This window comes from Paenibacillus sp. OAS669 (assembly GCF_014873645.1).
GTDB classification, from domain to species: domain Bacteria; phylum Bacillota; class Bacilli; order Paenibacillales; family NBRC-103111; genus Paenibacillus_S; species Paenibacillus_S vulneris.
The window spans coordinates 269,181-286,501 of the sequence record NZ_JADBDR010000006.1; the positions used below are offsets into that span (position 1 = coordinate 269,181).

The following is a 17,321-nucleotide window of genomic DNA, read 5'->3' on the forward strand; positions in this document are numbered from 1 at the left end:
CCTTTCGTTAATCGATCCATAGGGCAAGAGCCCGTAAGGCGGTAACCATAAGTATTTAGTTCCCCTTGGACTTGTCGTCCAATATATTCTTCAATTCCTTTATCTCCTGCGGAGAGAGCTTTTCTTCCTTCAAAAAGTTTACCAAAAGAGGCTTGAAGGCCCCGCCGTAAATTCTTTTTAGAAAGGAAGCCGTTTCCGACCTCACGCATTCGTCCTCGGAAACCAACGGAAAATAAGCGTATACCTTGCTCTCTTGCGAGTAAGAGACGGCTTTTTTATGGACAAGTCTGTTCAACAGCGTTCTTATGGTCTTTGGCTTCCAATCCGTCCGGTCTTCCAGAGCTTCAATCACTTCGTTGGCTGTACTTGGCGACTTAGCCCAGAGCACCTTCATCACTTCCCATTCCGCGTCCGAAATTTGGGGAATCTCATTCATTGCTTTTACCCTCCTGACCAGATTGATTACATATGTAATACAATAACAATATTACAAGCGTAATCTCGGAATGTCAAATGCATCTCTGTATCCATGACCTGCTGCTATAATGCCAAAAAAACGCATTGTCCATAGACAGTGCGTTTTTTCGATAACCTAGGCCAGCCCCTCCAGCACCTTACCCAGCCGGTCAAGGTTCTGTTCATTCGCCTCTTTACAGTAAGACTTGGCTTCCTCAAATTCTTCTGTTACCTTGAAATGCTGGCGAAACGTAAGCCGGGTTCGTTCCCCCAGATCCTCGAACGTTGCCGTGATTCGAAATTCGTGTCCCGACAGATGATCCAGCACGATCCGTTCCGCCGGTACGATCTCAACAAAGACGTTATAGTTAGGATAATCGATGCCGTTCGGTCCATGCATAGTGAATTTCCAATCGCCGCCCGGTCTTGGATCCCATTCGTGAAACGTATTTGTGAAGCCCTCCGGCCCCCACCACCGGGCTAACAGCTCCGGGGTTGTCCAGGCTCGAAACACGTGCTCCGGCGGGACATCGAACACTCGTGAGGTGATGAGTTCATTTTTGCCTGCCAGCATCCTCATTCCTCCTCCAACGCCTTGCCCAGCGCATCCAGCATAATGGTCGTCCCATGCTCCCGAATCTCTGGCGTATCATGACCATCAAAGAATGCGCCCTGCTCGGTAAAAATCAGCTTGGTGCCGTCACTTGTCTGGATAAGCTCAACCGTTGTGGTAGAAACGGAGAAGCGCTTGCCGTCCGAATCCAGAGTGTACGTATATACAATGCGCTGCTCCGGCACGAGCTCCTGGTAGATGGCGTCGAAGGTAAAGACCGGCCCCTCCGGCGGTCCGCCGCTGCTGTATTCTCGTCCTCCAACCTGAAAATCGAAGATATCCGGCTTGGAGAACCATTTGGCCTTGGCCGCAGGGTTGGACCACGCGTGATATACCCGTTCAGGCGAGGCAGCATAGGTTTTCTCGATAACAAATGTCGCATGTTTGACAAATCGTTCGCTCATTGATTTTCCTCCTTAGGTTTCGGCGTTCCGTTCTCCCCGGCAAGGAATTCCTCCAGTTGGTCCAGGTGTCGCTCCCAGCTCCTTTGCCGCTCCAGGACAGGCTTCTCGAACTGCATTTTCATCGCTTGCAGGAGTCCTGTGAAATCCTCCAAGGTTAATTCCGCATTCCCCTGCATCAGCTTGGATACGTGTCCCAGCTGCTCCAACAGCTTCTGCTGCAGCCGAATCTGCTCCTTAATTCTTGTGATCTGCAGGGTGACGATCTCAAGAGGACTAAGGTGCCCGCCCGTTAAAGCCGACTTCACCTCTTCGAGAGACAGGCCCAGCTCCTTAAGCGATAAAATTTGCTGCAGGCGCGACAAATCCTTTTCACTATACAGCCTGTGACCGGAATCCGTCTGGTCTGACGGTGAGAACAAGCCAATTTGATCGTAGTAACGTAACGTTCTTACGGTAAGCCCCGTCATCCGGGCGAGCTCGCCGACCTTCCAATGCTTCCTCATCTATCATCTCCACTCCTGATCGCTAGCTGTCTACCGGTAGCTTTATTATAAAACCTTACGTTACGTAAGGTGCAAGAGAAATTGAAAAGTTAATGTTTCAGAGGTAGATGCTCCATAGAAATCAATCTCTATCCGCATAAATTCGACAAATCTCGCAAAATTCCCCAAATAGTTTCCATGTATCGGAACATTTATAATGTTTTAGCAGGCGTTATGGGTTATAATGGCTAGATTATAGTAAAATTTACCCAATACAATATTACCCAGACCCACGAAATGGGTCCTTGGCTTCAAAGCTGATTCCGTCACTTTGCAGGAGCCCCGTACATAGCGAAGAAACCATGAAGGCTTTCCACTTCCAAAACCCATTTTTGGAGGTTTCATCATAGATTCATCTCATTGTTGAAAGAAGGTTTGGTTTATGAAAACATGGCTTCATCGTTCTCTCATCACTACCATGTCGTTTGCCATGCTGACGGCATCGTCTTTGCCGGTTTTTGCGGATGAGCAGGCCGCCAAACAGGAAGCAAACCTGGACATCGGAATTTTAGTTAACGGCAGTATGCTCGTTCCGCTCCGTGATATTACGGATGAGCTGAATGCCAAGCTAACTTGGAATGATGAGCAAAAGTCCATTACTCTGGACAGAGCAGGCTCCTCGGTATTTATGAAAATTGACGATCCTCAGGTTCAAGTCAACGGACAAGCAAAGACACTGGAGGTTGCCCCAAGAATAGAGGGTGACAAAACTTTTGTACCGCTGCGTCTCATCAGCGAAGCGTTCGGCGCTAAAGTGGAATGGAATGGAGAAAAGCAGCAAGCGACGGTTCAAACCGCGGATAAGAGCCTGTACATAATGGGTTATCCTTATTTTGAGTGGGAAGGCAATCATTTTGTTTATTCCGGAGATCTGGTGAATGGGCTTCCGCAAGGGCAAGGTACAGCCGTAAAGGGCACTTCCATTTATAATGACGTGTGGTATAAGGGGACTTGGGATCAAGGAAAGCCTGTAGAGCTGCTATCGAACGACTATAAAATCTATGTCAACGGTAATTACCTTACTTCCGACTACCCGCCGATCGTTCGCAACGATGTGGTCTATCTGCCGCTTTGGGCGCTTCTCGGTACCTTGAAAATGTCGGCTAAGCCGGTGGGCGACGTCCTTCGAATCAATCATCCGAACCGGGTCCTGTTGATTGGCTCCGACAGCAATTTGATCACCTATTTCGGCAGCAGCATGGATCAGCATTCCAACCGCATGGAATATCCGGTTATTTCCGAGCAATCCGTCCTGTATGTGCCGATTACCTTTTTGCCGGAGTATTTGGACGTCCAGGTTGCATGGGGAGAAGGCCGTCGAATTAATCTTACGGCGGGAGACCTGACCAAGAATACTTCTTGGGGCGTTGATAACAAAATTAACAAGGCTGCCGAGCAGCTGCAGACCGATATCGCCGCCGAAAGCATTTGGAAGAAATACGGCGATTCCTTGTGGAGCAGCCGCGATCTCCCATATCCCGCCGGGCAGAAGTTTAATCAATATGAAAAGCTGACCGTAATCAGCTACAGCGGATTAAACGCAACCTTAAGCGACGGCAATCAATCGATCGACTTTAAGTTTTCCTCTCTTAGCTCTCTGGGCGCGGCCTTCTACACCAAAGATCCTCTGGCTGAGTTCGACTGGTCCAGCGAGACCAAAGATTTGATCCGCCGGGAAAAGGTGGCCATTGGCATGACACGGGAGCAAGTCCTGGTGTCGTGGGGAAAACCGGATAATGTCAATGCGTATGGCGGAAAAATGGAACAGTGGGTTTATCGTTATGGCTCGAGCTTCAAAGCCCAATATTTATATTTTTCCGGCAATATCCTGGATTCCATTCAAAACCCCTAATTGATTGTTTATAAAATCATCCTTTAACTTGAACATGCACTCCCAACGTTAGCTGTATCGAACAGCAGTGGGGGTGCATTTTTTTGACCCAAATCAAAAAACGGCCTTATCCCCAATAAAGTAAGGACGAAGGCCGCTTAGTATTTATTTCTATACGGTTTGCAGTTCGCCGGACAGACCCAGCGTCCGTGACGTTGAGGTATGAATTTCGCGAATCAGCTCCGGATTCTTCAATAGGGTCACACCATATGAAGGAATCATTTCTTTAATTTTAGGCTCCCACTCTTTAACATGCTGCGGGAAGCATTTATTGATAACTTCCAGCATGACGGAAACCGCGGTGGAAGCGCCAGGAGATGCGCCGAGCAATGCGGCTATCGAGCCGTCAGCGGCATTAATGACTTCTGTACCAAACTGGAGCGTACCTTTGCCTGCAGCCGTATCTTTAATAATTTGTACGCGCTGGCCTGCTATCAGCAAATCCCAATCCTCGCTCTTGGCGTTCGGGATAAATTGGCGCAAATCATCCATACGCTGTTCTTTGGATAACATCACTTGTTTGATCAAGTAGGTGGTCAAGGAAGCGTTCTTCACGCCTGCCGCCATCATCGTTACGAGATTATGCGGTTTGACGGAAGTGATCAAATCCATCATTGAACCGGTTTTTAAGAACTTCGGCGAGAAGCCGGCAAACGGTCCGAATAACAGTGACTCTTTGCGATCGATAACCCGGGTATCCAAATGCGGAACAGACATCGGAGGAGCGCCCACCGGAGCTTGTCCGTATACTTTGGCACGATGCTGCGCCACGATTTCCGGCTTCTGGCATACCATAAAGAGTCCGCTTACCGGGAAGCCCCCTATACCTTTTCCTTCAGGGATACCGGATTTTTGCAGCAAATGAAGGCTTCCGCCGCCGCCGCCGATAAAGACGAATTTGGCCGTATGGCGTTCGACATTACCGCTATCCAGATTCCGTACCTTCAATTCCCACGAGCCATCGCTCGTACGTTTAATATCATCTACTTGTTGCTTGTATTTTATGTCTACATTTTTCTTCTTTAGGTGATCAAACAATAACCGCGTTAAAGCACCAAAGTTGACATCCGTTCCGGCTTCACTTCTTGTTGCCGCAATAGGGGTGTTCAACTGCCGGTCTTTCATCATTAGCGGAATCCATTCGGCCAGCTTGGACGGATCATCAGAAAATTCCATTCCGTCAAACAGAGGGTTTTTGGACAAGGCTTCAAACCGTTTTTTCAAAAAGGTTACGTCTTTTTCCCCTTGGACAAAGCTCATATGAGGTACGGGCACGATAAAATCCCGCGGATTCCGAATCAGATTGCTTTTTACCAGATAAGACCAAAATTGCTTGGAAACCTGGAACTCTTCATTGACTTTAATCGCTTTGCTGATATCGACGGAACCATCCGGTTTCTCCACCGTGTAGTTAAGCTCGCACAACGAAGAATGCCCTGTTCCTGCGTTATTCCATTCGTTCGAGCTTTCCTCTCCCGCGCTTGCGAGTCTCTCAAACACGGTAATTTTCCAATCCGGTACTAATTCTTTCAACAATGACCCTAAAGTCGCACTCATGATTCCGGCACCAATTAAGATAACGTCTGTTGTCGTTTGTCTGCTGCTCATTTTTACCGTCCCTTACATGCTAATATTGGAAGAAAAGATGCAGGCGCTCCTCAGCCTGCACAGCAAGTCAGGGTGGGACCCTGGTCACACCCTAGTTCTGGATCAAATATCATCTGATCCTGCTGTATTACTTATCACTTCATAATAGATTAATATATCTACTATTATATGATAGTTATATACTATTTAAAAGCCTTTAAAATCCGGTAAATTTCATGGATCGCAACCTAATGCAGTAAGAAATGGGAAACCGTCCACAAAACCCTAGAAATACACAAAAAACCAAGGCTTTGCCCCTGCTACCTGCAAGGGTTGTGGCTTGGGGCGGCTGCTTAGAGTGAGGCATTGGACATAAAAAGATGAGATTTTCCTCAATACCCTATTTAACTGATAGGAATTATATGTTATTATATGAATTAAATTCATTAGCTGGGGAGAGATACTATGGCGATTACGACATTTAAAGCATCCGCGCACTTGCAGCAAGGCGTTGCAGTCAAAGTTCAATCAAGACAGTTCGAGTTCACGATCGATGAACCAAAAAGTTTGGGCGGTACGGATACAGGTCCCAATCCCGTTGAAGTTGTACTCGGCGCACTGGGTGCTTGCCAGTCTATCGTCGCTAGAGTGTATGCTCCTAAATTTGATGTCAATCTAAAAGACTTCCGGGTAGAAGTGGAAGGCGATCTTGATTTAGACGGATTCTTCAAGCGATCGGATGTCCGCCCAGGCTATTCGGATATTCGGTACACGTTCCATATCAAGACTGATGCTCCCAAAGAACGGGTGGAGCAATTTATAGCTTTCTTGGAAGAAACTTGCCCCGTTGGAGATACGATCGCGAACAAAGTAAACCTGAAGTTAAGCGGTATCGTCATCGAGAACGATTAGTTAAGCTTTTAGCCTCTAGGCGTTGCTGAACCAGAAAGTGAGATGTAATGAAGGTTCAACATATATCAACATCGTCGGAAAATTCTTCATCCCAATCGACATTGTAATAGGCCGTAATATACATCTCGAAAGTATCTTCGCCGTCCTGATCCACGTAAGGCTGCAGCGGCAACCGGTCGGTATGCTGCTCCTTCGAATAAGTATCGCATAGCATTGCGTTATAGCCATGCTTGCAGCCGTCAAACAGAATGAACCGTTCTTCGGTGATCGGGTCCTCGGCCAAGATCAGCTGAGGGGCAAAGTCAGTCGTTGCGATCAACCCGTCCATCCGTTCTCCGTAATAATAAAGGCGAAACTGTGTGCGACCTTCCTTCGTCTGCAACTTGCCTGTCCATTCCTCTTCAACCCAAGTCTCCGGTTTATCAGCGATGGTTACCTCTTCGAGATAAGCCGGCCCAAGCCGATAATTTGATTGCTCAGACATAGAATAGTTTCCTTTCTTCGCGGGATGAATAAAAAAGATTTCCTTTGCTTCTCTCACGCTCATTTCATCTTTTAATTATATCATCCTTATACTTTGCAGTCTTATGTTGGACAACCGCTCGAGGACGAAGCTGAACCCCCTCAACTAAAAGTAGAATTATCCCTCTTTAATCGCCCCTTGACTTTTTACGTTTACAGACGTAAACTTTAATCATCGTTTACACGCGTAAACAATAACCTCAGAAAAAGGTGAAGCTATTGAACAATCCCCCTCACATTACCGAGGCCGAGAGTGAAGTGATGAAGCTTCTATGGCAGAAGGAGCCTCTGACGGCTATCGAGATCATCTCCCAGCTGAAGGATTCGATGGATTGGTCGGACCAAACTATCAAAACCTTCCTCAACAGGCTCCACAAAAAAAAGGCCATCCGGTTTGAAAAGTCCGGCAGAAACTACCTCTATTATCCGATGGTTACATACGACGAATATGTTAAAGCAGCGAACCGCTCCTTCCTGGACCGGATGTATAACGGGGCCGTCGGGATACTGTTCGCCAAGTTCCTGGAAGAGGAGAAGCTCTCCGACAGTGAAATTGAGCAGCTCCAGCAGCTATTGGAGAAAAAGAAAAGAGACGGCAGCTAAGAGCCGCTGGCTGCTTCTGCCGTGAGGCTGCCGGAAGGAGAACGTATATTCATGAAAATGATCGAAACCCTATTTTATCTCATGTTGACTGCATCTCTGGCATCCACTGTCATCATATTGCTGCTGCTCGTCATTCGGAAGCTGCTGTACAAGCGGCTCAGCCCACGCATTTTTCATGTCCTGTGGTTTCTTGTATTGATCAAGCTGCTTGTTCCCATAGCCCCACAAAGTCCTGTCAGCGTCTTCAATCTGGTCCCGCACGACTTGCAGGAGTTATCGATTGGGCCTAAAGGGAATGCGGAGGAGCATCCCCTTTCTTCACAAACTGGCTATGAAGCCAGCCCGGCATTAATGAGCACTGCAGCAGACAATTTCACTCCCGCTCCTGCGCCGAAGCTGACGGAACAGCCGAGTGTCCCAGCAAAGCCGTCGCCTCAAACGGATACCTATGCAGACAAGCGATACGAGCCGTATAAGGCGCTTACGATCGGCTCACTCGTATGGGTTGCGGGGCTTTTGTCTTTGAATATGTACTACCTGTTCGTTACCCTAAGATTCAATAGACAAGTTAGAGCATCCCGCATGCTCGATAATCACGAGGTTCTCTCCATTCTGGAGGCGTGCAAGGAGAAGCTCGGCATCACTGCAGCGATTCCCATCTACGAAACCGATCGCCTCCATAGCCCATGCATCTACGGCTTGACGAAGCCGAGAATTTACTTGCCCGCGGATATCGTAACGATCGCCGATTCCCGTCAGCTGACTCACATTCTTTTGCATGAGCTGACCCATTATAAACGCAGGGACCTATGGTTCCATTTCGTATGGACATGGACCGCTGTGCTTCACTGGTACAATCCCTTTGTCTGGCTCTCCATAAAAAAAATGAAGGCCGACCGGGAAGTCGCATGCGACGCGGGCGTACTCGAGGTGCTGGGCGAGCAGGAAGCCTCATCCTACGGCAGGACGCTTCTTATGCTGTCGCGGTTATTTGCCCGAAGCGCTTCGCCCCAGGTCAATCTTTCGCCTTTTTTTGAAAACCATAAAGAAATGAAACGGAGAATTACGATGATCACCAAATTCAAAAAGGGCACGTACAAGCTGTCCGCGGCCGCTATCATTCTCGTTCTAGCCCTAAGCGCCGTTATGCTCACGAATGCTTCGGAGAACGCCAAAAGTGCGGAAGCGGAAGCAGCTTCAGGCATAGCTTCCAAGCAAGGGAGCCCTTCTACCTTTCAGTTTCAGAGATTGAATGACTGGGCTAAATGGTTCAACAATCTGGAGAGGGCGAATGAATTTGCCGGCTTCTCGTTCAAAGTTCCCGATTTCCTTCCGGACGGGTATCAATTGTCAAGTATCTACGTTGATGAGAACTATGTGAATCGTACGGATAATCAAGTCACCATCAACTTTGTATCCAATCACGGTCAAGAGGACGAGAAGCAATTCGAAGTGATCGCCTCTACGGGAAACTTACTGAACGGGGCCCTCTCTCAATTACTGCAGGGGAGCGAAACAAGGAAAATCCCGGGCCCTACATGGGGGGCGGCACAACCGCAAACCTATATCCAGGATGAGGTTACGTATGCCAATATCCGCGGGATTTTGGTAACCACCGTGCAAAAATACGAGAATCATGAGCCGGAGATCGAAAAGGCCTTTTTCTGGCGAGATGACACAATATACTATGCCATACGATTTTACAGCGAAGATCATACCTTAGAGGAAGGACTGCCCCGGAATCGGAGAACGATTTCGCAAACCGAACTGGAAACCATTTTACAATCGTTTCAGTACCCGCAGCAGATCCAGCATGTCCGCTACGACGGGAAGGGAAATTCATTTCCGATCTATGGTGAACAAGATTTGCAGCAAGCGGAACAGCTGCTGGGCTTTAAAGTGAAATATCCGTTCGCTATTTTGAATAACGAACTCAAGCTTGTGGATTTGGTAATGCTTCAGGCAGGAGATCAGAACACCGGGTACTCCTTCCGTCACACCGTGAATGCGGTTAGAAATTCATATCTTTCACTAGACGATCCCAAAAAAGGAAGCCTCACGGTCTATCAAAGCAAATCCCCGCTAATCAACGGTTCGCAGTTGACACAGGTTCGCACTATGGATGCGAACGGGCTGAGCGTTTCTGTCTATAAAGACGACCGTCACGTTTACGGCGGACCATATTACCGCGATGCCGACAAGACGGAAATCATAACCGAAAGCTATTACTTATGGGAGCAGAACGGCATTTATTATGCTGCCAACCTAGACGATCGCGATATGAAGGAAGAAGACCACGAAAAGCTTATCAAAGCTTTCCTTCTCGCCCCTCAGAGAGGCTGAGAGCGAGCTGATCCAGGAGGGGTACGTGATGTTCCCCTCCTTTCCTTTTGCCGGAAGCTCGGGCTATAATGTCGTTACGGCCTTGCTGTACGAAATATTTAACACAAATGCATCCTTAAGGAAACGGGGGAACCGACGGATGAAGCTGCAATCACTGTATAATGAGTATCTGAATATCAAATTCAACCGGGGATTACCATCTGCTGCTCCGACAGATGGATTCGAATATAGTCTGTGCGAAGACGGTAGCGCGGAGTTGTTCTTTGTCGGTCATGAGGAGGAGTCGTTTAGCGAGTGGGCGGGTGAATTACAGTCGAGGGATCCTAATTACACAGCGAACCCGGACTGGGAGCCCGTGCTCTCGGCTTTTTATAAGCAGCTGGATGTATATGATGAACAGATTTTATATTATCTGCTGTTTACTATTAACCGGACGATGTCCATTATCAAGATCAATCCGTACAATGCCATGAATGATTTTATGAAGAACTATTGCTTTTTTCAGCTATCTCAGTTGACGCACATAACCAGATTGAATAAGGAGCAGAAGGATTCGTTAAGAGACTTTTTCTTCTTTTTCTACCTTTACGCTCACCCGGTTAATGAAGAGACCCTTTACTCCTTTTCATTCCTCGGGCATGATCTGGTTCATACGAAAACCAATATCTGGATGGAGCATTATTTTACTGCCTATCACGATTATTACCGCGATCATTTCGATAAGTATAAGGATAGCTTATTCATAGCCCCGCAAGAAATCAATGCTTGCAAGAAGCTTACTCTGGAGCTGTTACATTCGATAGAAGGCAAATCCCCCAAGCTGACCATGCCCCCGGAGGAAGGATTAGAGGATGTGCTGCAGCTGATCAATGACGTCAATGCTTTCCTGCAGATGCATTCCGAGGATAAAACAAAGCTGTTCGGTATCATGAGAGACTTTCTTTCTAGCAACCGCTCTACCCCCTATCACGATCACTGCTTCCGTACACTGCTTCAGAATTACGTCACTTATATCCTTTATTTTCAATTCGAAGACATTCATGACTTGGTCGATTACTTTAAAGACACTCCGCCAGGGTGCAAATCGGCTATCAATAAAATCTTTACGGATGCTATCTTTATTCAAAAGATAATGAGGCAAAACCGTATCGATATCGCCGAGTATGAGAATATAATCGAAATCTTCGACGAAGAAGCTCGCAGGATCTATCTATGATCCAAATGTATTGTTAATCCTTGCTGGGGCGGCCTTTTCGGCGAGCGGTCAGATTTAAGATAATCTGACTTTATCACGTATCGCTTCGATAGCATCGTAAATGAGCTCCATCCGCTCCGGTGACGGCCAATCGCCGCGATGCTGGCAGCCCCTTTCTTCCATGAGCAGAAACGCCCGCAAATCCCATAGCGAACAACCGGCGAATTGGGGGGCGCGTTCGTACGCTTGTTCCACCCGGTCCGCAGCGTCGAAGCATTCTTCGAAAGAATCGAACTCGTCGAATGTCATCGCGAACTTAGTGATACCCATCCAGCCCGCCATCTTTTCCGGTACATCGGCCTCCGTCAGCTCTTCACTCGCAATGAGACGGTATTCATCTGCATTTCCAGCCATTTTTTTCGCCTCCCCTCTTAGATTATCTGAAAATCACCATAAAACGAAAGGGGGTACCCCAACGGGATACCCATCACTTTTTCATAGCTTCTTTAACCCACTGACAATCTTATGCTTGCTTCCCTTTAGTTCCGCTGTTCAGCCACTGGAAAATAGCAACGGCTAATACCGAGCCGACAAGCGGGGCGATAAGGAACACCCATAATTGAGACAAGGCTTGCCCGCCAAGCAGAAGTGCCGGACCCAGGCTTCTTGCAGGGTTGACGGACGTCCCTGTTAAGGCAATACCCAGAATATGGACGAAAGCGAGCGTCAGCCCGATGACCAGGCCGGTTACGTTTCCATTGTTCACCGAGGAGGTCACGCCCAGGATCGTATAAATAAAAACGAAGGTTAAAATGATTTCGACAACGACCGCCATCAGCGCCGAAATCCCGATTCCATAGCCGGGGCCGAAACCGTTCTGCCCGAGTCCCGTCGTGGGCATGCCCGCAGAGACGATAATGGCGTACAGAATGGCGGAGCCCGCAATAGCGCCGGCAATTTGTGAAAGAACATACCCGATAAAGTCGGTGCTCGTCAGTTTACGGCTAAGAAGCATAGCCAGTGAAACCGCCGGATTGATATGACACCCCGAAATCGGACCGATAACGTAGGCCATCGCCACAATAGAAAGCCCGAATGCCAATGCGATTCCCAAATACCCGAGCTCACCACCCGCCGTAGCAGCGCTGCCGCAACCGAATAGAACAAGCACCATAGTTCCAATGAATTCGGCAGCATACTTTTTGAAAGACGAGTTCATAACATCCCTCCTAATGAATAATCAACCTTATCCATCATAAATGATGCAAATAGACAAAAACTGTACAAAGGGTGGGATGTAGTGAAATAGATGTAAAATCCTATTAGTGAATTTTTGTACAAGAGCGTTTGCCCTTTAGATGATATGCAGGAGAGCATCATAAGTGACCACGAAAATTAATCGATGGTAAGAATAATCTTACCGCGGCCGTGCCTGGTTTCTATCAGCCGGTGGGCATCCGCAGCGAGTTCGAGCGGGAACGTCTGCCGGATATGGATGTGCAGCTTGCCTTTTGAATGCAGCTCTACCAGTTCTGCAAGGCGGGCTGCCGAGCGTTCAGCGCGGACGACACGAAGGCCGAGCTCCTCAACGAGGTCATAGGCGAAGAACGTGCATATACGATTCTTATCCTTCACTAAGTTCACCGCAGCCCGAAGCCCCTCCCCTCCTGCCGTATCGAATGCGGCGTCGACGCCTTCCGGCGCAATCGCCCGTAACCGCTCGACCAGCTCTTCCTCATACGTCACTGGAATCGCGCCCAACGAACGAAGATAGTCATGGTTACGCTCGCTGGCGGTGCCGATGATGGTCTTCGCCCCCCACTCTCTCGCAAGCTGTACGGCAAAAGCGCCAAGTGAGCCGGCCGCACCATTGATCAATACCGTATCGCCCGGTCCAACGCCGATGGCTTTCAAAGCGATATACGCGCCCTGACCATTGCCAGTCAGTCCGCCTGCCTCTTCCCAGGTCATGCTGCTGGGCTTGCTTACAATTTGGTCTGCACAACGACCACGTATTCAGCATAACAATTCAATAACGCAAAGCCCAGCACCTCGCTGCCGATGTGAAAGCCGGTTACACCCTCCCCTACTTGATCGATGATGCCTGCAAACTCATTGCCCGGAATTTGCGGAAGTTGAATGGCTACGCCCTGCGGAGTCCAGCCGCTCCGCACGCCGCAATCATAATGCTGCACCCCCGCCGTCTTCACCCGAACCCTGACCTGCCCCGGGCCAGCCTGCGGATCGGGAAACGACATCACCTCCATAACCTCTGGTCCACCAACCGAACGAAATGCTGCTGCTTTCATAGAACAATCCTCCCCTGTCCATAATGTCCGCTTCCCCAAAAATGGTTTTTTTTATATAAAGGCACATTGCTTTCCTTGCATGCTTTATTTTACAATCACTTGTAAATAAACAAAAATATATCTCAAACCATAGGGATTATATACTCAAGTATATGGGAGGGAAAAGTGGATGGAGCTGCTGCAGCTGCAGTATTTTCGAACGGTGGCTCGATTGGAGCACATGACGAAGGCGGCACAGGAGCTGTGCATCGCGCAGCCTGCGCTGAGCAAGACGATCTCCAGACTGGAGGAAAGCGTTGGGGTCCCTTTGTTCGATAGACATGGGGGAAGGATTCGCCTTAATACCTTCGGCAAGGCATTTCTGGACAAAGTAGAGAAGGCACTCACCCTGCTGGACGAAGGGAGGAAAGAAGTGTCTGAGCTGGCGGGACTCGAACAAGGGAGTATTCATCTCGCCACATCAACGCTGGACCGATTATCGGAGGCGCTCGGCGAGTTTCTCACGCTTCATCCGGAAGTCAACTTTCGGATTACACAGGCTTCGATGGAAGAAATGACGCATTTGGTGGAAGCAGGTGAGGTCGACATGTGTTTTACGGCCCTGCCGATCGATCGGCCCGATATAAGCGCCGTGTCCGTTTTGAAGGAAGATGTTTATTTGGCTGTTCCCCAGGGACACCGCTTTGCCGGGAGAAAGAGCATCCGTTTGAGTGAGCTGGCGGAGGACTCGTTTATCGGGTATAAGGAGGGGCTTCCTTTTCAGCGGATGAACGATTTGTTCTTTCAGGAAGCTGGGATTACACCTAACTTCGTCTGCCGGGTCGACGAGCCTGCCGCCATCGCTAGTCTTGTCCGAGCCGGATTAGGCGTTGCACTTGTAGGAAATTGCGGCGGCCCGAACTCCCCTCTGAACCTGCTCCGTATTGAGTTCCCCGTTTGCCAGCGTAATTTCCAAATCGTATGGTATGAGAAGCGGTACCTATCCCTCGCTGCGCGCAAGTTTCGCGACTTTCTCATCGGGTATTTTGCCGAATCAGAGGAAGCAGGTTGAATGGGAATGAGGCTGGCTGCATCCAATATAAACTACAAGAGTGTCCTGAAGATGAGATATTGCTTCCCTTATTCGGAACAGGAAGACTTCCATTCGCGGCGACGGATATATTGCTCGCCCCATTCACCCAGTTGGTCTAATATGAATTGCAATGAATTTCCAAGCTCACTCATTTCATAGACAACCTTCGGCGGCACCTGATTATATACCGTTCTCGTGATGATACCGTCTTCCTCCAATTCCCGAAGCTGTTGAATCAGCATTTTCTGCGTTATATCGGGAATAGCTTTTTTTAATTCGCTCGTTCTTTTGGGCCCGGGTCCGCAGTTCAAATGGCATAAAATCAATAATTTCCACTTCCCCCCGATCACTTCCAATGTCGCTTCTGCAGGGATGTTAAAAGACCGAGTTATCTGTTCTTCCATGGGATCACCATCCTCTCGTTCCTTAGAATGTACGGTTACTTTTTAGTGCCTATGTCACTTTGAAGTGTTTATGGCACAAGAAAGTAAGTACTTCCTATATTTCTCAGAATACATGATAATTTTATCGTACTTCATTCGAAGTCAAAAGAGAAATAGGGAGGTTGCCATTTATGAAAATTTTAACCGTTGTATCACACCCGCGGGAGAACTCTTTAACCTTTTCCGTAACAGGCAGATTCGTCCAAGGACTCACTGATGCAGGACATGAGACGGAGGTGCTGGACTTGCATCGCAGCGGCTTTAATCCCGTAATGTGGGAAGCGGATGAACCGGATTGGTCATCTGATCACAAGATCTATTCACCTGAGGTGGAGGCCGAAATGGAACGAATGAAACATCATGACGCGCTCGCCTTTATTTTCCCGATATGGTGGTTCAACCTGCCCGCTATGCTCAAAGGATATATCGATCGGGTATGGAATAATGGTTTTGCGTACGGCTCTACTACATTGCATCATAAAAAAGTACTGTGGCTTGGTCTGGCAGCAGCTCCGAAAGAACATTTCGAGAAGAGAGAATACGATAAGATGCTCTCCCGACATCTCAACATCGGAATAGCCGATTACTGCGGAATCTCTAATAGCAAGGTCGAGATATTATACGACACCTTGGATTCAAGGCCGGAAACCTTCGAGAATCTCCTGTCACGCGCCTACCATCTGGGATTGGAATACGACAGCGATATAAAAGCCGCTAAGGAAGCTTGATAAAACATTGACATACCAAAGACCCCTTTCGTTCGAGAGGGGCCTTCTTGTTTGTACGGAATGAATTATGGAACTATTTCAAAAACGGAGCCCTGGTTAAAATCCGCTACTTTCATAGACCCATAGACCCCTAAATAAAGTCGGGTTTGATCCAGATTCGTTCCCAAACTAACGTAATAAGCTGACTGAGAACCGAACGGATCATCCGTTTCAATAACACTAAAATCACTAGGTCTACAGTCCGTTTGTGCCCTGGAATAAGCTAAAACCCCTCTAACCGGAGGGCGAGAGCCTTCACTGCGGGCAAGATCGATAAATACAACACTTCCCGTTAAAGCGGGGATTCCGTTCCCTCTATAGGGCTGGACTCCTGTTAGTGCGGTTCCTCCGAATTTGTCGGGCCGGGGGTCTTGATGAAAATAACTCACCAAAGGCTGAAGACGTTTCGCTGAGGTCATTACAGTTTCATTGTAATAGGCAATGGTTTTCTCATCCCCAGTCGGATTCCCAGAGCAGCGCCTAATGATCGAAGTAGGAAAAGCGCCTTCCCACCCTCTCCATCCAAAGTTAATAAACCCTTGCTGGTCAAGTTCAGAATTCATTACAGAAGCTTGAACAAGCTGGGTAACCGGTATTGGTTTATAATGAACGAATGTAAAAATCGACTCTACCAGATCCTGCCCGACGATTCCCACATATTTGATATACTGATTATAGACTCTTTGAAATGAAATGCCCGGAATATTACGGACCCCTTTGGCTATTACCGTAAGCGTTTCCTGGATAGGTACGGGAAGCTCATCAAAACGTGTGACTACAGGCGGGTTGTACATAAATGTATTCTTGGCAACGTCAATTTCAATAATTTTCCCTGCGATTTCCATATCGTTCTGGCTTAAATTAAACGGGTCGTAGCCGGATCCGCCATCTCCGGTTGTCAAAACAAGCCTTCCTGTTTCAGGCGAAAAATTCAAGCTATTAACACCATTATGGTTTAAAAATGGTCTTCTTATATTCAGTAATGTTCGCCGCTTTTGAGGCTGGCCATTCGGTTGTAATATCCATTCTTCCACTGTATCGATATGATCATATTGCGTTTCTCTATGTATCCACTGCAGGTTTAACGTTTTGGGATCACACGGGTTAGGCTTAAAGGATTCAAATTCACCTGAAAGCGCGCCGGGACCTTGTGTTCCCGCTGCTGAAAAATGAAGATAGAAAAGACCGTTATAATAAAATTCGGGATGAAACGCAAGCCCGAGCAACCCCCGTTCATCATATCCTCCAGAGCCGCCTAGTTTTAGGATGCGGGGGCTAATATTTAACAACGTCCTTATAACACCGCCTCGTATGTAAAAGACCTCTCCTACCTGGGTCGCAATAAATAAGGTTTCGGATGAATCACCCGGAAGCATAGCGGTTTTCAAAACAGTGGGCATATTGATTCTGCTTACAATGGGCCGCAAACGAACCTTAACTTTTATCAACTATTGTAGCCCCCCTCCTCTTGTTTCCTTTTTTAGAAATATGATTAGAGCGGTTCCTTTAGTACCAGGAGGTTTTCTACAGAGCCTTATTTCTTCACGAAAAAAAACGGAGCAAACGCCATATAAGCGCTGCTCCGGTCGGATGAATGCCGCGGGATATTCCATATCCTTTATTTGACCATCGGCTCCCACGAATTGTAAAAAAATCCTCCTG

General features: G+C 47.9%; 17 protein-coding genes and 1 pseudogene. 7 read left to right on the forward strand and 11 right to left on the reverse strand.

Annotation, left to right across the window (positions count from 1 at the left end):
* Positions 1-55: 55 nt before the first annotated feature.
* The 4 genes from blaI to GGC63_RS15690 all read right to left on the reverse strand — a co-directional run bounded on the left by blaI (position 56) and on the right by GGC63_RS15690 (position 1,976).
* Positions 56-436, reverse strand: a complete 381-nt coding sequence (blaI, locus tag GGC63_RS15675) for a penicillinase repressor BlaI (protein ID WP_079911292.1) — start codon at positions 434-436, stop codon at positions 56-58.
* Between the two features lie 156 nt (positions 437-592).
* On the reverse strand, positions 593-1,030 hold the full coding sequence (locus tag GGC63_RS15680; protein WP_192703102.1) for an SRPBCC family protein: 438 nt from the start codon (positions 1,028-1,030) through the stop codon (positions 593-595).
* Positions 1,031-1,032: 2 nt separating this feature from the next.
* On the reverse strand, positions 1,033-1,473 hold the full coding sequence (locus tag GGC63_RS15685; protein WP_192703103.1) for an SRPBCC family protein: 441 nt from the start codon (positions 1,471-1,473) through the stop codon (positions 1,033-1,035).
* On the reverse strand, positions 1,470-1,976 hold the full coding sequence (locus tag GGC63_RS15690) for a MerR family transcriptional regulator (protein WP_079911295.1): 507 nt from the start codon (positions 1,974-1,976) through the stop codon (positions 1,470-1,472). The genes GGC63_RS15685 and GGC63_RS15690 overlap by 4 nt, the downstream gene beginning before the upstream one ends.
* Before the next feature lie 421 nt (positions 1,977-2,397).
* Here GGC63_RS15690 and GGC63_RS15695 point away from each other — a divergent pair, with 421 nt between their 5' ends.
* Entirely contained in the window at positions 2,398-3,867 is a 1,470-nt protein-coding gene (locus GGC63_RS15695) for a stalk domain-containing protein (protein ID WP_192703104.1), read from the forward strand.
* 150 nt (positions 3,868-4,017) lie between these two features.
* Here GGC63_RS15695 and GGC63_RS15700 read toward each other — a convergent pair whose 3' ends face one another.
* A complete protein-coding gene (locus GGC63_RS15700; RefSeq protein WP_192703105.1) occupies positions 4,018-5,514 on the reverse strand; it encodes a malate:quinone oxidoreductase in 1,497 nt (498 codons plus the stop codon).
* A gap of 444 nt (positions 5,515-5,958) precedes the next feature.
* On the opposite strand from GGC63_RS15700, the gene GGC63_RS15705 reads away from it, so the two are divergent.
* Positions 5,959-6,405: an OsmC family protein gene (locus GGC63_RS15705; protein WP_192703106.1), complete on the forward strand. Its 447-nt coding sequence runs from the start codon at positions 5,959-5,961 to the stop codon at positions 6,403-6,405.
* Between the two features lie 55 nt (positions 6,406-6,460).
* Here GGC63_RS15705 and GGC63_RS15710 read toward each other — a convergent pair whose 3' ends face one another.
* Positions 6,461-6,889 carry a hypothetical protein gene (locus GGC63_RS15710; RefSeq protein ID WP_192703107.1) on the reverse strand — a complete coding sequence of 143 codons (429 nt, stop codon included), beginning with the start codon at positions 6,887-6,889 and terminating at the stop codon, positions 6,461-6,463.
* A 248-nt stretch (positions 6,890-7,137) separates the two neighbouring features.
* Between GGC63_RS15710 and GGC63_RS15715 the strand changes: the two genes are divergently transcribed.
* From GGC63_RS15715 to GGC63_RS15725, 3 genes are all read left to right on the forward strand, one after another.
* Positions 7,138-7,530: a BlaI/MecI/CopY family transcriptional regulator gene (locus GGC63_RS15715; protein ID WP_318781060.1), complete on the forward strand. Its 393-nt coding sequence runs from the start codon at positions 7,138-7,140 to the stop codon at positions 7,528-7,530.
* Between the two features lie 51 nt (positions 7,531-7,581).
* Positions 7,582-9,873 (forward strand): M56 family metallopeptidase, encoded by a 2,292-nt coding sequence (locus GGC63_RS15720; protein WP_192703109.1) that lies wholly within the window; start codon positions 7,582-7,584, stop codon positions 9,871-9,873.
* 139 nt (positions 9,874-10,012) lie between these two features.
* Complete coding sequence (locus GGC63_RS15725; protein ID WP_192703110.1) at positions 10,013-11,089, forward strand: hypothetical protein; 1,077 nt, start codon at positions 10,013-10,015, stop codon at positions 11,087-11,089.
* Between the two features lie 54 nt (positions 11,090-11,143).
* Here the strand turns inward: GGC63_RS15725 and GGC63_RS15730 are convergent, their stop codons facing one another.
* From GGC63_RS15730 to GGC63_RS15740, 3 genes and pseudogenes are all read right to left on the reverse strand, one after another.
* Entirely contained in the window at positions 11,144-11,482 is a 339-nt protein-coding gene (locus GGC63_RS15730; RefSeq protein ID WP_192703111.1) for a hypothetical protein, read from the reverse strand.
* A gap of 109 nt (positions 11,483-11,591) precedes the next feature.
* Complete coding sequence (locus GGC63_RS15735; protein ID WP_192703112.1) at positions 11,592-12,287, reverse strand: MIP/aquaporin family protein; 696 nt, start codon at positions 12,285-12,287, stop codon at positions 11,592-11,594.
* A gap of 176 nt (positions 12,288-12,463) precedes the next feature.
* Positions 12,464-13,377: pseudogene (locus GGC63_RS15740) on the reverse strand (NADP-dependent oxidoreductase).
* 169 nt (positions 13,378-13,546) lie between these two features.
* Between GGC63_RS15740 and GGC63_RS15745 the strand changes: the two are divergent.
* Positions 13,547-14,428 (forward strand): LysR family transcriptional regulator, encoded by an 882-nt coding sequence (locus GGC63_RS15745; protein ID WP_192703113.1) that lies wholly within the window; start codon positions 13,547-13,549, stop codon positions 14,426-14,428.
* 68 nt (positions 14,429-14,496) lie between these two features.
* On the opposite strand, the gene GGC63_RS15750 is transcribed toward GGC63_RS15745, so the two are convergent.
* Complete coding sequence (locus tag GGC63_RS15750) at positions 14,497-14,853, reverse strand: winged helix-turn-helix transcriptional regulator (protein ID WP_079911309.1); 357 nt, start codon at positions 14,851-14,853, stop codon at positions 14,497-14,499.
* 170 nt (positions 14,854-15,023) lie between these two features.
* Here GGC63_RS15750 and GGC63_RS15755 point away from each other — a divergent pair, with 170 nt between their 5' ends.
* Positions 15,024-15,620 (forward strand): NAD(P)H oxidoreductase, encoded by a 597-nt coding sequence (locus GGC63_RS15755; protein WP_192703114.1) that lies wholly within the window; start codon positions 15,024-15,026, stop codon positions 15,618-15,620.
* A gap of 65 nt (positions 15,621-15,685) precedes the next feature.
* Here GGC63_RS15755 and GGC63_RS15760 read toward each other — a convergent pair whose 3' ends face one another.
* Entirely contained in the window at positions 15,686-17,107 is a 1,422-nt protein-coding gene (locus tag GGC63_RS15760) for a PQQ-dependent sugar dehydrogenase (RefSeq protein ID WP_192703115.1), read from the reverse strand.
* Positions 17,108-17,321: the final 214 nt, after the last annotated feature.